The 15,144-nt window shown below is 41.0% G+C and carries 12 protein-coding genes; 2 read left to right on the forward strand and 10 right to left on the reverse strand.

The genetic code is table 11. The annotated features are described in order from the left end of the window. The first annotated feature begins 8 nt into the window (after positions 1–8). Positions 9–1,496 carry an NAD-dependent phenylacetaldehyde dehydrogenase gene (locus AC07U8_RS07625; protein ID WP_494737609.1) on the forward strand — a complete coding sequence of 496 codons (1,488 nt, stop codon included), beginning with the start codon at positions 9–11 and terminating at the stop codon, positions 1,494–1,496. A gap of 171 nt (positions 1,497–1,667) precedes the next feature. On the opposite strand, the gene AC07U8_RS07630 is transcribed toward AC07U8_RS07625, so the two are convergent. From AC07U8_RS07630 to AC07U8_RS07660, 7 genes are all read right to left on the reverse strand, one after another. Beyond that, positions 1,668–4,157 carry a penicillin acylase family protein gene (locus AC07U8_RS07630; RefSeq protein WP_494737610.1) on the reverse strand — a complete coding sequence of 830 codons (2,490 nt, stop codon included), beginning with the start codon at positions 4,155–4,157 and terminating at the stop codon, positions 1,668–1,670. A 267-nt stretch (positions 4,158–4,424) separates the two neighbouring features. Then, positions 4,425–5,243, reverse strand: a complete 819-nt coding sequence (gene pcaD, locus AC07U8_RS07635; RefSeq protein WP_494737611.1) for a 3-oxoadipate enol-lactonase — start codon at positions 5,241–5,243, stop codon at positions 4,425–4,427. Positions 5,244–5,253: 10 nt separating this feature from the next. Next, entirely contained in the window at positions 5,254–6,468 is a 1,215-nt protein-coding gene (gene pcaF / locus AC07U8_RS07640) for a 3-oxoadipyl-CoA thiolase (RefSeq protein WP_494737612.1), read from the reverse strand. Between the two features lie 155 nt (positions 6,469–6,623). Then, a complete protein-coding gene (locus AC07U8_RS07645) occupies positions 6,624–7,277 on the reverse strand; it encodes a 3-oxoacid CoA-transferase subunit B (protein WP_166783377.1) in 654 nt (217 codons plus the stop codon). A gap of 2 nt (positions 7,278–7,279) precedes the next feature. Further along, on the reverse strand, positions 7,280–7,963 hold the full coding sequence (locus AC07U8_RS07650) for a 3-oxoacid CoA-transferase subunit A (RefSeq protein ID WP_004721570.1): 684 nt from the start codon (positions 7,961–7,963) through the stop codon (positions 7,280–7,282). Positions 7,964–8,099: 136 nt separating this feature from the next. Then, the gene (gene catC / locus AC07U8_RS07655) at positions 8,100–8,390 is read right to left on the reverse strand and encodes a muconolactone Delta-isomerase (RefSeq protein ID WP_004820442.1); all 291 of its coding nucleotides are present in this window, start codon (positions 8,388–8,390) and stop codon (positions 8,100–8,102) included. A gap of 14 nt (positions 8,391–8,404) precedes the next feature. Beyond that, positions 8,405–9,514, reverse strand: coding sequence for a muconate/chloromuconate family cycloisomerase (locus tag AC07U8_RS07660; RefSeq protein WP_494737613.1), 1,110 nt, complete (start codon positions 9,512–9,514; stop codon positions 8,405–8,407). A gap of 118 nt (positions 9,515–9,632) precedes the next feature. On the opposite strand from AC07U8_RS07660, the gene catM reads away from it, so the two are divergent. Continuing rightward, positions 9,633–10,550: a cis,cis-muconate-binding transcription regulator CatM gene (gene catM / locus AC07U8_RS07665; protein WP_494737614.1), complete on the forward strand. Its 918-nt coding sequence runs from the start codon at positions 9,633–9,635 to the stop codon at positions 10,548–10,550. Between the two features lie 192 nt (positions 10,551–10,742). Here catM and AC07U8_RS07670 read toward each other — a convergent pair whose 3' ends face one another. The 3 genes from AC07U8_RS07670 to catA form a co-directional block, all read right to left on the reverse strand. Further along, a complete protein-coding gene (locus AC07U8_RS07670) occupies positions 10,743–12,305 on the reverse strand; it encodes a dynamin family protein (protein ID WP_494737615.1) in 1,563 nt (520 codons plus the stop codon). Continuing rightward, complete coding sequence (locus AC07U8_RS07675; RefSeq protein WP_494737616.1) at positions 12,305–13,561, reverse strand: GTPase; 1,257 nt, start codon at positions 13,559–13,561, stop codon at positions 12,305–12,307. The genes AC07U8_RS07670 and AC07U8_RS07675 overlap by 1 nt, the downstream gene beginning before the upstream one ends. Positions 13,562–13,646: 85 nt before the next feature. After that, positions 13,647–14,591, reverse strand: a complete 945-nt coding sequence (gene catA, locus AC07U8_RS07680) for a catechol 1,2-dioxygenase (protein ID WP_004721555.1) — start codon at positions 14,589–14,591, stop codon at positions 13,647–13,649. Positions 14,592–15,144 lie beyond the last annotated feature (553 nt).

Here is a 15,144-nt window from a genome sequence, read left to right on the forward strand (position 1 = left end):
GAATAAAAATGAATGAAGTCAAAATATTAGATAGCGTACAGACTTTTTTGAATAGAGCGCATGGACATTTTATTGACGGAAAGTGGGTTGCTGCTCAACATTCAAATAAAGTTGATATTGTAAACCCCTCTACCGAACAAGTCATTGCGCAGATCAGTATCGCTAGTCAACAAGATGTTGTAGATGCAGTATCCAGTGCAGATCATGCTTTTCAAAATGCTTGGGCTGAAACGACACCGTATCAACGTGGTGTAAAACTAAATAAATTGGCAGATTTAATTGAGCAATATGCTGAGGAACTTGCGCAACTAGAGTCTTTGTCTACTGGAAAATTAATTCATATTTCCCGTCATCTTGAAGTGGCACAATCTATTATTTTTTTAAGATATTTTGCTGGTTGGGCCACCAAGATTCATGGTCAAACCATGCAACCTTCTATTCCTTCTACACAAGGTGAAAAATATACCGCATTTACCTTAAGGCAGCCTGTTGGGGTCGTCGCGGGTATTGTTCCGTGGAATTTTTCACTCATGATTGGCATTTGGAAAATTGGTTCAGCTTTAACAACAGGCTGTAGCATTGTGCTGAAACCCAGTGAATTTGCCAGTTTGTCATTGCTACGTTTAGCTGAGTTAGCAATTGAAGCGGGTATTCCAGCAGGTGTGATCAATGTTGTGACGGGTAAAGGCGAAACTGGGCAATATCTGATTGAGTCACCCTTGGTTAAAAAGGTTTCTTTCACAGGCTCAGTACCTACGGGGATTGCTATTGGTAAGCTTGCGATGAGCAGTGATTTAACCCGTGTTAGCTTGGAGTTGGGGGGTAAAAATGCGATTGCCATTTTGGCTGATGCAAATATAGATGAGATTTTACCTACCTTGATACAAGCAACTTTTGTGCATCAAGGCCAAGTATGTGCATCGCCAGAACGTTTTTTTGTGCATCAGACAAAATATGATGAGCTTGTTGCAAAGCTTTCTAAAGCATTATTTCAATTTAAAATTGGATCGGCGATGGATGAAAGCAGTATGTTTGGTCCGCTGTCTAACCGGCCTCACTTTGATAAAGTAAAGCATTATTTAGATTTGGCCAAAGCCAATAATCAAATTATTGCTGGTGGAGATACTTTGCAACAAACAGGTTATTTTGTCGAACCGACTTTAATTTCTTTAAAAGCGATTGATGATCCATTATTTTTAGAAGAGACCTTTGGTCCAATTGTAGGATTAATGCCATTTGAAACGGATGAAGAACTCATTCAGCTGATGAATCATTCTCGGTTTGGTTTAACCGCAAGTATTTGGACCAACGATTTGTCCAAAGCTTTGCGTTTAATACCGAAAATTGAAGCGGGTACTTTATGGGTCAATATGCATACTTTTTTAGATCCGTCGGTTCCATTTGGTGGTGTGAAAGCTTCAGGAACTGGTCGAGAGTTTTCAGATGCATTTATTGAAGATTTCACTGAATTAAAATCAGTGATGATTCGCTATTAAAAATATGCATAGATTTTTAAAAGCAAGTAGCACTGTCTGAAAGAGTGGTATCGCTAGTGATCTAGTGATTGCGAATATAGGCTTGATAAGTTCTGAAAATATATAAGCTGAACAAGCTTTAAAATCGAAACAGCCCAATATATCTATATATTGGGCTGTTTCGAGTAAAAGTTAATAAGTTAAAGTCATACTTTGTTGTGTTGCTTGATCAATTTGCTTTTGGCTTACCGCATCATCCTTACATTGATAATTTTCAAATAATGGCAGCTGATCGGCAAAGTGTGGATCAGTCTTTCCATTGCGATGAATAAATCCACTTTGACCAGGTGCAAGAATTGAACACATGCTGACTTGATTGGGATTGAGTACCACTCTAAAGGTTGCACTCCCTGTATTCCCATAGGTGCTCAGCTGTTGTTGATGCGCCTGATCAGCCCATGGAATACCCACTGAGTTTTTGTTGGAGAATCCCATTGTGGCAACAGGAATTTTCCAATCATTGGGTTGGTCTGAATGATATTGTTTTGAAAGCTGAATTAAGGTGTTTTCCAAGGCAGTTAACACCACATCATCTGCTGATTGTCCTTTTAAGAAATCAACGGTTTGAACAACGCTGGCTTGTTTGCCTTGCAGTGCATTCCAGATTAGTTTGGATGCATTGGCAGGTTGTGTACTCCGTGGGTCATTATTTACTGGGTAAAGGGTATCTGTGTAACGTGCATAAATATTTTCGGATAGATTCGGTTTAAGCACCAATTCAATCATTTGATTGAGCCATGTACGCATAATGACAGGTGCTGCGCCTTGATAGAATTTAGCTTCACTGTCAGGACGAAGTTTGAAGTCCCAACTCGCCAATATCGGTGCGATTTTCTTTGCTAAAGGTGATGCGTTCGGGCTTTGCGCAGCTTTGACCATATAGGGGATAAAATAACGCGCATTCAGATCCGACCAAGCGCCCATTTTATTGATATCCCAAATGTCTTGTTGGCTTAATTTTGTTTTACTTTCTAGGGGTTCAATCAGTTCATTGACACGGTCAACATGAGAGAAGTTGGAGGAATCGGAACGTAAATCCGCATAAGCTTTATTGTTCCAACTGCTAATATAGCCTTTTTCAGGGTTATAGGCTTTGGGATTATCTGAGAAATCATAGAAACCCTGCCATTCCATTGAGCCATCACCTTGAGCAGGCAGTTGAATATGCTGGTTTTCAGGGCGGATCGGTAAACGACCCAATGCAGCGACACCAATATTATTTTGGGTATCGGCATAAAACCACGTAATCGAAGCCGCGACACGTTTGGCTTGATCTAGGAATTCTTGCCAGTTGCTCGCTTTTGCTGCATTGGCCCAGCCCAATAAAGTTTCAATCTCTACACCTTCCCAGCTACGTTTTTGTGCATAGGCGGTATGATTTTTTTCATCCCATGTGCTGACAAAGCCTTGTTTACTTTGATACACATCTAAAACATGGTCTGGTTGATTACGAACTTTAATTTTGATCTGTTGATGTTCAAAGGGAATATAACTGCCTTGATAACGATACTGCTTTGAATTGCTCGGATTTAAGCTGAGTTGATAGACGTCATTGGTATCAAGCGAACCGACAGTTGAACCCCAGGCAATTTTTCCATTGGTTCCAAATAAAATAGCAGGTAGACCGACAGGGGTAATCCCAGTGAGATTGTAGCCAGCACCATGTAACCCAACCGCATAAGTAATTGCAGGCGTGTACCAGCCTTGTTGAGGGCCATTATATAAAACCGTTTGGCCTTCTACCGTTTTATCACCTGTGACCACCCAGGCATTACTGGCTGTAGGGACGCCATCAACCACACTTTTACCCAATGCTATACGTGCTTGAGCTAAATAGTTTTTGGCTGCTTGGTCTGAGATAGGCGCTATACCTTTTAACATGTGTTGCTGACGTGCTGAAACTTGTGGTTTTGCTTTAGATTGAATAATTGTAGGAGCACTCGGATCATCTAACCAACGTAATTGCTGATAAACTTTTAATCCTGTTTCTGGACCTTTTTCTTTTTGTAGTTGAGTCAGTAAATCTAAATTTGAGACTTCTGAACTGGCTGAAAAAAAGCGATTGAGAATTAAACCCACCCAGACCATTGCGATATCTTCTTGCTGCCATGTCGATGGTTTAAAGTCATAATCAATAAATTCTTTAGGCAACAGCTCTGGATTGGCCAAAACCTCTTGGACACGCTTATTAAAACCAGCAGCATAACCATCGAAAATGGCACGATCTTCAGGAGAAAGTCGGGCAATTTGTTGTTTAATCTGTTCAGGATTAAAGCGACTATGGGTTGCAATATCATATTGTAGATAATCGGGACCGAGCACTTCAGCAACAGTGCCTAAACCTGTACGTTTTGACATTTCCATTTGAAATAAACGATCAGTTGCGACTGCATAAGCATAGCCATAAAAAAGACCATAAGTGTCCTTGGCATAGACATGCGGTGTGCCAAAATTATCACGTTGAATCGTGACCTGTTTTTGCACTGGGTTTGATTCTAAACGAGAGGATGAACTACATCCTGCAAGCAATAAACAACTTAAAACACCTAATTTGATTAAGTGGGGTTTATCGCTCAGTTGATTATTTGAGGGGCTTTTTTTCAATTGAAATATCCTTTTCATTATTGTTGAGAAATAGAGTATTGAGAAAGAAATGTTTTTAGACGGTTTCTAAAAACAACAGATTTATCGATATGCAGGTCCTGATTAAATAAAATGATTGTTATTTTTATATGTAATTTTCTATTACTTTGTGGGTATATATTTATACTTTTAAATAAATACACTTAATTTTATCTCATCATTTTATTTTAAATATGCTTTATCAAGTCTTGGTGAAATGCCAAAAAATAAAGGGATATGTTCTATCCCTTTATGCTGTTTCAAAAATTAAGTGTCAAAGATTAAGCGTCTAAGCTCAGTCGTAAGAATTTCAGAGAGGAATTTTTCAAGTGCAGCATTGAATGCTTCAGGACATTCAATATTTGAAATATGCGATGCTTGAATTTCTACAAGTTGGGATTGTGGAATGTGCTGTTGCATAAATTGCCCATCTGCAACTGTAGTTACGGGGTCTTGCGTTCCTGCGATGACCAAAACTGGAATCGTGATATCTTTGAGTTGATTGCGGACATCCGCTTTAGCCAAAGCCTCACAACAATTGGCATAACCTATTGCGCTGCCAGCACTTAAGTCGTTACACAGATTATTGACAATTGCAGGATGACTTTGGATAAAGGGATCTGTAAACCAACGTGATGCAGCGGTTGCTGCGATGCTGGTTAAACCTTGTTCTCGGACTAGTTGAGCACGATCTAGCCATGCTTGTTCTTGTCCAATTTTTGCTGCGGTATTGCTGATAACAACAGCATTAAATCGTTGTGGATAATGGATGGCTAACCATTGACCTGTTAACCCCCCCATAGAAATGCCACAGAAACTGGCTTTTTCAATATTTAAATGATCCAGTAATCGAATCACATCTTCAGCCAATTGGGGCAAGGTATAAGGACCTTGTGGCGCAGATGAAGAACCATGTCCACGGGTGTCATAGCAAATGACAAAAAAGCGTTCTTTAAAATAATTGAACTGCTTTTGCCACATGCCATAGTTGGTCCCTAAGGAATTTGAAAAGACTAGTGCAGGGGAATTAGGGTTTCCAAAACTTTGATAATTAATCTGTGCATCCGCTGATTGAAAAGTTGGCATTGCTCGTTCCTTAATTTTGATCAACACGTTGAATAATGAGTGCGATACCTTGTCCCACCCCAATACACATTGAACATAAGGCATATTCACCCTTGATTTGTTCAAGTTGATTTAAGGCAGTCGTCACCAGTCTGGCACCTGATGCACCCAAAGGATGACCTAAAGCAATCGCCCCGCCATTAGGATTTACGCGTACATCATCATCTGCCAAACCTAAATCACGGGTTACCGCCAAAGCTTGGGCAGCAAAAGCTTCATTCAGCTCAATCACATCTATTTGCGCTAAGCTAAGATCGGCTTGTTTAAGCAGTTTCTTAATTGCAGGCGCTGGCGCAAAGCCCATAATTCGTGGTTCAACACCCACAGTGGTTGCTGCAATAATTTTGCCACGTGGTTTTAATTGGTATTTTTCTACGGCTTCATCTGAAGCAATTAATAAGGCTGCTGCACCATCATTAATCCCAGACGCATTTCCCGCCGTGACCGTACCATCAGCTTTGACCACACCTTTAAGTTTTGTCAGTGCAGCTAAAGTGGTTGATGCACGTGGATGTTCATCGGTATCCACAAGCACAGCATCGCCTTTACGCTGTGGAATAGTGACAGGCACAATCTCATTTTGGAAAAAGCCTTGAGCTTGTGCTGCCGCAGTACGTTGTTGGCTATTTAGCGCAAACTGATCTTGATCCGCACGGTTAATATTGAATTGTTCTGCCACGTTTTCAGCAGTTTGTGGCATGCTGTCCACACCATACAATTCTTTGAGTTTTGGGTTGATAAAGCGCCAGCCCATGGTGGTGTCTTCAATCTTTTGACTGCGTCCAAAAGCACTGTCAGACTTGCCCATCACATAGGGCGCACGGCTCATGCTTTCTACACCACCGGCAATGATTAAATCTGCTTCATTGGCTTTAATGGCGCGAGCTGCCATGGCAATCGCATCCAGTGATGATCCACATAGACGGTTCACAGTGGTTGCTGGCACTTGATATGGCACACCTGCTAATAATGCTGACATACGCCCGACATTACGGTTATCTTCCCCAGCCTGATTGGCACAGCCATAGATCACATCATCGACTTGCTGCCAATCTACCGTTGGATTACGTTGTATCAATGCTTGAATTGGAATTGCACCGAGGTCATCTGCGCGTACTGGCGCAAGACCACCGGCATAACGACCAAATGGGGTACGGATGGCATCTATGATGTAAGCGTTTTTCATGTTGTTTATATCCTTAAATAATCTCCCTTGCGCTGCTACAGCAGCAGCTCACCTCTTTGTAAAAGAAGAAGTTCCCCTCTTTCATAAAGAGGGGTTAGGGGAGATTTAATCATTCCGTTAGGAGAGATTTAATCATTCCGCAAGGGAGGGATTTATTATCCCAGTGTCGCATCAATCAATTGAGCACCCGTCAAAGCCTGTAATTCTTCAAAGCTCAGACCTGCAACTTTTTCAAGCACTTTTAAGCCATCAGTGGTCACATCAATCACGCATAGGTCGGTATAGATACGATCAACACAATGCTTACCTGTCACAGGATAGCTCAGTTCTTCAACAATTTTAGGTTCACCTTGCTTAGTCACATGATCTGTGGTGATAAAGACTTTCTTGGCCCCTACAGCCAAATCCATTGCACCACCCACCGCAGGAATCGCATCTGGCGCACCCGTATGCCAATTGGCAAGATCACCATTAGCCGCCACTTGGAATGCACCCAGTACAGCAATATCCAGATGTCCACCTCGCATCATGGCAAAAGAATCACCATGATGGAAAAACGAGCCACCCGTTAGCATAGTCACATATTCTTTGCCAGCATTAATCAACTCAGGATCTTCTTCACCTTTGGCGGGTGGAGGACCAAAAGCCAATAAACCATTTTCAGAATGCAGGAATACATCTTTATCTGTTGGCAGATATTTTGAAATCTTGGTCGGTAAACCAATACCTAAATTGACATAAGCCCCATCAGGAATATCTTGGGCAACACGTTCAGCAATTTGGTCACGGCTTAGTTTTTGGTAGCTCATTGTTATTCTCCATTACCATTGGCTGCATCAACTGCAACCACATGCTGAACAAAAATTCCTGGGGTAATAATGTGTTCAGGATCGAGTTGACCTAATTCAACCACCTCTGAAACCTGTGCAATAGTGACATCTGCAGCCATCGCCATGATTGGACCAAAGTTACGTGCTGATTTGTTATAAACCAAGTTGCCCCAACGGTCGCCTTGATGTGCTTTAATCAGTGCGAAGTCTGCTTTAATTGGATATTCAAGCACGTAGTCTTTGCCATCGATATGACGGGTTTCTTTGCCATCTGCCAATAAGGTGCCAAAACCTGTTGGGGTAAACACTGCACCTAAACCCATTCCAGCAGCTTGAATACGACACGCGAGATTACCTTGAGGAACCAGTTCCAGTTCGATCTTGCCCGCATGATAGAGTTCATCAAATACCCAAGAATCAGACTGACGTGGGAAAGAACAAATGATTTTACGGACTGCACCCGATTTAAGCAGTTTAGCCAGACCGTAATCGCCATTACCTGCATTATTATTGACAATCACCAGATCTTTAACGCCAAGTTCAATCAGCCCATCGATCAGCTCTGCGGGCTGTCCTGCTGTTCCAAAGCCACCAATCATAATGGTTGCACCATCTTTGATGTGGGACAGAACCTCAGACAACGAGAGCTTACTTTTATCAATCATAAGACGAACCTTTTATCCATGTTTTTAAATTTCTATACATGCCGCATTAGCAAAGATAGACATGTATAGAAATTTAAAAAACTGTGAGAAAGAACTTATCTCACAGTTATTTGGTCAATGAATTTACACCCGCTGCTTAATGGTCATCTTCTCGAATTGAAGACGGATGACGGTTTAAGGCAGTCACTTCGATATTCATATAAGGATATAAAGGCAATCCCTGTAAAATATTGTGGAGTTCTTCATTGCTCTCTACATCAAAAATACTGGTGTTTGAGTATTGACCTGTAATACGCCAGATATGACGCCATTTCCCTTGACGTTGTAAATCTTGTGAATAAGCCTTTTCAATTGCTTTAATTTCATTGGCTTTTTCGACGGGCATATCGAGGGGGATGTGTACATCCATTCGTACTTGGAAAAGCATGTCAGCTCCTTGAATTATTGACGACGTAGGTTGTCGATTTTGTCTTGATCTAGTTCAATGCCGAGGCCCGGACCAGTTGGAATTTTGAGCTCAAAATTGCCATATTGAAGCGGTGTTTTTAAAATTTCTTCAGTCAGTAGCAGTGGGCCAAATAATTCAGTTCCCGCTGCGAGATTGCTAAATGTAGAGAAGGCATGTGCTGAGGCAATTGTTCCAACAGGACCTTCAAGCATAGTGCCACCATAAAGATCAATACCTGCCAGATTGGCGATTTTGCCAACTTCGCATGCTTCAATCAGACCACCAGATTGCGCAACTTTTACCGCAAAAACTGAGGCTGCATTGGTTTTTGCCAAGTTATAAGCACTTTGTGGACCAGTTAATGATTCATCTGCCATGATCGCGATATCAAACTTACGGCTAAGACGTTGCATAGCATCAATATTATGAATTGCACAAGGCTGTTCAATCAGGTCAACGCCACCATCTTGAAGCATTTGAATCCCTTTAATTGCATTCAGTTCAGACCAAGCACGGTTAACGTCTACACGAATTGAGATGTTTGCGCCCAAGGCTTTTTTGATTGCCAATACATGCTCAACATCTTGTTCAACAGGACGTGAGCCGATTTTTAACTTAAAGACATTGTGACGTTTTAACGCAATCATTTTTTCTGCTTCGGCAATGTCTTTTTCGGTATTACCCGACGCCAAAACCCAAAGCACAGGAATACTGTCACGTAAGCGACCGCCTAGAATCTCACTCAGGGGTTGACCTAAACGTTGCGCTTGAATATCTAATAATGCAGTTTGAACAGCACATTTCGCAAAACGATTACCGTTGATATTACGATGGATCACTTGCATTGTTTGGGCAATATTGGCACCAGACAGTGTTTTTAACAATGGCGCAAAATAGGTTTCAATATTGGTCTTTACACTTTCAGGGCTTTCTTCGCCATAACCTAAACCGCCAATTGTGGTCGCTTCACCCCAGCCAATTAAACCATCTTCAGTCGTGATTTTAATCAGGACCAAGGTTTGGGTTTGCATTGTCGCAACGGCCATCTTGTGAGGACGTATCGTTGGAATTTCGATTAACAGCGTTTCTATGGACTTGTACATCGTGGTTATTTCTTAAGTATCAATCTATTTATATACCCTAATTTAATGTAATATCTTTAACTAGGCCGATTTTGGTATTTTTAGATACTTAAAAGGTATATAAAAGGGATTTATAGAGATGGAATTAAGATATCTTCGTTATTTCGTTACGGTGGTCGAAGAGCAGAGTATTACCAAAGCTGCAGAGAAACTATGTATTGCTCAACCGCCATTGAGCCGTCAGATTCAAAAGTTAGAAGAAGAACTCGGTATTCTTTTATTTGAGCGTGGCACACGTCCAGTAAGAACAACAGAAGCAGGGCAATTCTTTTACCAACATGCGGTACAAATTTTGACTCATACTGCGCAAGCCACCTCTATGGCGAAGCGTATTAGTTCAATGAATACAATTGTCCGTATTGGTTATGTCAGTTCATTGCTGTATGCGTTACTGCCTCAGGTAATTTATTTATTTCGTCAAAATAACCCTGATATTCAGGTTGAGCTGATTGAATACAGTACCAAGGATCAAATCGAAGCACTCAAACTCGGTAAAATAGATTTAGGCTTTGGTCGTTTAAGAATTAGTGATCCATCGATTAAGCGCATTTTATTGTACAAAGAGAAATTAAAATTAGCCGCGCATAAAAATCATCATTTAACCAGTTATATCGATAAAGGTATTTATTTATCGCAAATTATCAATGAACCTATTTTTTCTTATCCAGCCACACAGAAGCCCAATTTTTCAACCTTGATTCAATCCATTTTTACCGAATTAGGCTTGGTACCGAAAGATATGATTGAAGTTCGAGAAATCCATATGGCTTTGGGCTTGGTTTCATCTGGGGAGGGGATATGCATTATTCCTGAAAGCGCCAGTGAAATAGGTATGAAAAATCTGGTCTATATTCCGATTTTGGATATAGAGGCCTATAGTCCTATTTCATTAGCCGTGAGAAATATGGATCAAAGTCCTTATTTACCTAAAATTTTAGAATGTATTCGACAAGTCTTTGAAGAAGAAGGGATTCCACTTCAACTCGATGGGGATTAATCGAGTATAGGTCTGCGCTGAGATCAAGCTAAAATCCCCTCATCCTCGCCTTCTCCCAACGGGAGAAGGGACTTTAATACCAATCTAATTCACTCAATATGATCATTTTTTGATTTATGAATGAGACCTATTGAGTTAATGATTTGAAACCATGATTTTAACATATTGATTTTAAAATGACGTTATCAGTCTTTATCCTTGCATTCTTAATGAATTCGCAATGTATTGCAGTTCCTGTTCGTCATTGATTAAGCCTTGCTGGACGATGGCAATTTGCTCTTGAAGATTGCTCAGCAGTTCTTGGCATTGTGCGATAACTTCATCGCTATATAGATCAAGCTTTTGCCACAAACTATGTGAGATCTCGCTATATAAACGGTCATGGCCAATGGCTAAGATTTCGGTTGCATCATCAGCATAAATTACTTCATACGCCAGATGCTCAGCAAACTGTAACGGACTGAGAGGGGCATATTGCAGTTGATAATCCGATAAAGTATTTGCAATATGTTGTGATAGAAGCTGTTGAGCCTGTTGGGTCAGTGCACTATACAATTCATCCACTGCTTGCTGCTCGGCATGTTGCTCTAATAAGCTTGGCAGGGTTGCAATCATACTGCGCCATGTTTGCGTAATGATTTGCTGTTTATGTTGCAGCAAAGCGCTCATGGCATTGCTTAGCTGCTGCTGTAATTGATGCAGTTGTGGCACAACTTCAAGTTGTAAGGGGGCTAGAATTTGCTCTTGTAAATGATGTAACAAGGCTTCCGCAGGTTTACGCTGTTTATAAGCCAGAGCAGGTTGGATCAAATGTAAAAGTGCATCAAATAAACGATTAAAACCTGCCATTTGCATGGCCTGATCATTGAAATCCGCATTTTTCAACATCTGAGAGGAGGTTGAAATTGGCGATTGCAATAGCACAGGATCAACTTGCATTGCGATCAGTTGGTCAATAGCACGGGTTTGAACATCGGTTTCTTGCAGATAACGTTGGTCAGAGGTTTTATTGCATAGCATCTGGCAAATGTCGCCATCGACTTCATCTTCTTCAAAATAATCACTGCGTGTAAGCACTGGCAATAACGGTTTATGTCGGCGTAATTCCTGCCCCAAAGCCGCTAATTCTTTGACTTGACCGGGTGAGGAGGAACTACTGAGCCAAAGGACACCATCCGCACTATCCATAAAGCGTTGGGTTAATGCTGCATTTTCTGGCGTAACGGAATGCAGTCCTGGGGTATCCAGTAAAATGAGATTGTTCGCTAAACAAACCCCTTGTAAGCGTGTGGTGGTTTCTGTGGCACCTTCTTTAAAACGCTCTTGACTATGGATAATTTGACCTGAGTCGAGATAAAAATATTCAACGCTTTGCTGGCGTCTGTGAAAACACTCTGCCACTACGTTACAGAATGAACTTTTACCCGCATTGAATTTTCCGAAAATCAGCAAGATAATCTTATCGTCAAAATGATCTGCGATGGATTGTGCCGCATGTAGGGTCTCTAATTGTGTTTCCCAATGGCTGAGATAGCTTTCAAGCTGTGAATTGAGTACTGCTATGTCTTGGGCAATCTGACAATGTGATGTCAGTCCAATGGGATTGATACGTTGTTTATTAAGATTGATCGCCAGTTGCTGATGCCAAGTGTGCATCTTATTTAAATGCAGGATGATGTCCTGTTCATGCTGATCAAAAGCTTTGCTACTCGCAATCAGCGTCTGAATCGAATCATGGGAATCATGGACGGTCATTATACCAGCTCCAAAGTGGTTGATGCCTGTTGAGCTTGTATGATGAGCTGCTGTTGCTGCTGCAAATTAAGTAATTGCTGTTGCAACTGCATTCGATCAGAAGACAATTCAAAATAATGGGCAAATTCATCATGTAAACGCTGACGACCTGATTCTTCGACAAAAATAAGATTGAGATCCTTACGCAGTTTGACTGAAACACCCATCACCGCAACCATGACCGTATCTAGACTGCGGACATTACTTTTCTGCGAATCAGGCAAACTCACCACACCATAGCGCACCAGATGGCTATTGATTTCGATACAGGCACGAGAATAAGCCACTTGAATACGGTTACGATCACGTTTGCCTGCGGTTACTTTATACATATTGGCAAAAGAATCTGGTTCTAGCGAATTATCCTGTCCAGAGACCTGTAGGACCGGTTGTAAATCTTGACGCACTTTATCTAATATTTGATTGAGATCACGCTCAAAATTTTGGCGTTGCTGCTGTAAGCTTGTTGTAAGTTGCTGAATGTTGCTTTGAATGGTTTCTAGGTGTTGGGATAAGCGCGTTTTGAGATCAACAATGATCTGTTTTTTTTCAAATTGACGTATTGCGGGGACTTGCTCAAGCATCCGATGAAGTGTGTGTTGTAGTTCGGGGATACCACTGCGTTGTACCAGTACGGGTTTGGAATTTTCGATACCTTGACGGTGCCGTGTAGCTGATACAGGTAGTACAGTTGCAGTTGGTGCTTGATTTTGAATGCTGCCAATAATCTGCGCTAAAACGGCTTGATCTGGAATTTGGTCAATTTGAGTAAGCAGCAGTAAGCTTTGACGTTGGGTTTGCTTTGCATCTTGCTCGAATTGCTGGAATAAGTGTAATTCATAAGGATCAAACTCACCTTCACGTACCGAATGGACCATTAGGCGAATATCTGCTTTATTCCACATCGCATCTTGAGCAAGTTGATCATCGATTGTCGCCACATCAGCATCCAAACCCGGTGCATCTAACCAACGGATATGATGTTGCAGATGTTCGGAGAGTGCTACCGTTTCTCGTTTATCCGCAACTGAGAAAATATCCTGACCAATAAGCTCATTTAACAGTCGGCTTTTACCATGATTATATTTGCCAATCACTGTAACCGTCGGAAATTGACCTGCCTGTAGAATGGCACGCAGTCGAGCCAGAGCTTTCGCATCTTCAGGTACAACGGCTAAAATAGTATTGCTTGCTGCATCAAAACTATGAATATCCATCTAAATATCTTTTCCATAAAATAAATCAGGCTAAACCGTTACAGCTCGCCTGATTTCAAGATTCACAAAATGACTTTTAGCTGAATTAAGCTTGTAGGCGAGGGCGGTCAACCACATGGTTATCAACACCATCTACAAGACGGCTAAGTCTGAGGTCAAATACCATTTCGGCAAATGGACCTTCAACACCGTTGGCTTGGATCGCTGCTGCATCTGTATGTTCGATTGCGTCAACCACAAGGCCTTCACGTGTTGCATAAGCGAAGTCATCATAGGTGTACGGGTCGCCAGCAACGTTAATTTGCGTGGTTAGTTTGCGATGACCATCTGCAGATACAAAGAAATGAATATGTGCAGGACGATTACCATGACGGCCTAATTGATTTAACAATTGTTGAGTTGGGCCTTCTGGTGGACAGCCATAGCCTGCAGGCAGAATCGTTTGTACACGGTATTGACCTTGAGCATCTGTCATAATGGTACGGCGCATGTTAAAAGGCTGTTGTTCGCCAGTTGGGTCAAAGTGTGAATAAAAACCTTTGGTATTGGCATGCCAGATTTCAACTTGTGCATTTGGCAGTGGTTGACCATCTGCAGCATAAATTGTACCGTGCAAAATCAGGGTATGACCATTTGGATCACTGCCATCATCCATACGAGCAAAACCTTGGGCAACAGGTGCACCTGCGACATAAAGTGGGCCTTCAATGGTACGCGGGGTTGGGTTCTCAATACCCAAAGCGGCATCAATTGCATCCATACGCATATCAAGGAAGTGGTCAAAGCCTAAACCAGGAGAAAGTAAGCCTGCTTCATGACTGGTACCTAGCTGGTTTAAATATGCAATTGCAGCCCAATATTCGTCAGAAGAAATCTCTAAATCTTCAATGGTCTTAAATAAGTCAGAAACCACCCGATGAATGATTTGCTTAGTACGAGGATTTCCACCGTCTTGCTCAAGTCCGCTGAGTAGGTTAATGAAATTCTGTACTTCTTCCGTTTCGAAAATTCTAATATTATTGGCTGTCATGGCTATCTCCTTAATCTTGCCATAATGCTGGCTTGCGTCATATCTTTTAAGATATGTTGTGCGTTGAGCCAGCATCATTCCTAATCTTGCTTGGTTCATAAATCCTTCTATATACCTTAATTGAATGTAATCCCCTTATCTAGACTGAATTCGGTATCTTTAAATACTTAAAAGGTATATTTAACCCGCTCAAATGATAAAACTGTGATGCTGTCATGCTATAGCTTGAAAATAACAATGTTGTTAGATCATCAAAACAATAAAAACTATTTATTTTTCAATATCTTAAAATGTATTTTTATAGATAAAAAATTTTTTATCTAGATTTAAAATAGCAGTGGTATGACTGAAAAGGTATAAACATATACCACATTATACATGGAAAATTACATTAATAATTCTGATAATGGGTAGTGCTGATGTATTTTCTTAATTATATCATTTTGAATTTATTTATATTTTAAGGAAGTGCAAAAGTTTTTGTCTGGAGGATAAGACAAAGAACACCCTAGAACTTACACAACAAGAATTTCAAAGATTCAGGAAAGGATTT

The sequence above is a fragment of the Acinetobacter sp. GW821-FHT01E09 genome (genome assembly GCF_059422385.1).

Excerpts from the sequence above, each read along its gene's own strand:
- AC07U8_RS07660 (WP_494737613.1), bottom strand. The coding sequence starts at position 9,514 with ATGTACAAGTCCATAGAAACGCTGTTAATCGAAATTCCAACGATACGT.
- pcaD (WP_494737611.1), bottom strand. The coding sequence starts at position 5,243 with ATGCCAACTTTTCAATCAGCGGATGCACAGATTAATTATCAAAGTTTT.
- catM (WP_494737614.1), top strand. The coding sequence starts at position 9,633 with ATGGAATTAAGATATCTTCGTTATTTCGTTACGGTGGTCGAAGAGCAG.
- AC07U8_RS07630 (WP_494737610.1), bottom strand. The coding sequence starts at position 4,157 with ATGAAAAGGATATTTCAATTGAAAAAAAGCCCCTCAAATAATCAACTG.
- AC07U8_RS07650 (WP_004721570.1), bottom strand. The coding sequence starts at position 7,963 with ATGATTGATAAAAGTAAGCTCTCGTTGTCTGAGGTTCTGTCCCACATC.
- pcaF (WP_494737612.1), bottom strand. The coding sequence starts at position 6,468 with ATGAAAAACGCTTACATCATAGATGCCATCCGTACCCCATTTGGTCGT.
- AC07U8_RS07670 (WP_494737615.1), bottom strand. The coding sequence starts at position 12,305 with ATGACCGTCCATGATTCCCATGATTCGATTCAGACGCTGATTGCGAGT.
- catC (WP_004820442.1), bottom strand. The coding sequence starts at position 8,390 with ATGCTTTTCCAAGTACGAATGGATGTACACATCCCCCTCGATATGCCC.
- catA (WP_004721555.1), bottom strand. The coding sequence starts at position 14,591 with ATGACAGCCAATAATATTAGAATTTTCGAAACGGAAGAAGTACAGAAT.
- AC07U8_RS07675 (WP_494737616.1), bottom strand. The coding sequence starts at position 13,561 with ATGGATATTCATAGTTTTGATGCAGCAAGCAATACTATTTTAGCCGTT.
- AC07U8_RS07625 (WP_494737609.1), top strand. The coding sequence starts at position 9 with ATGAATGAAGTCAAAATATTAGATAGCGTACAGACTTTTTTGAATAGA.
- AC07U8_RS07645 (WP_166783377.1), bottom strand. The coding sequence starts at position 7,277 with ATGAGCTACCAAAAACTAAGCCGTGACCAAATTGCTGAACGTGTTGCC.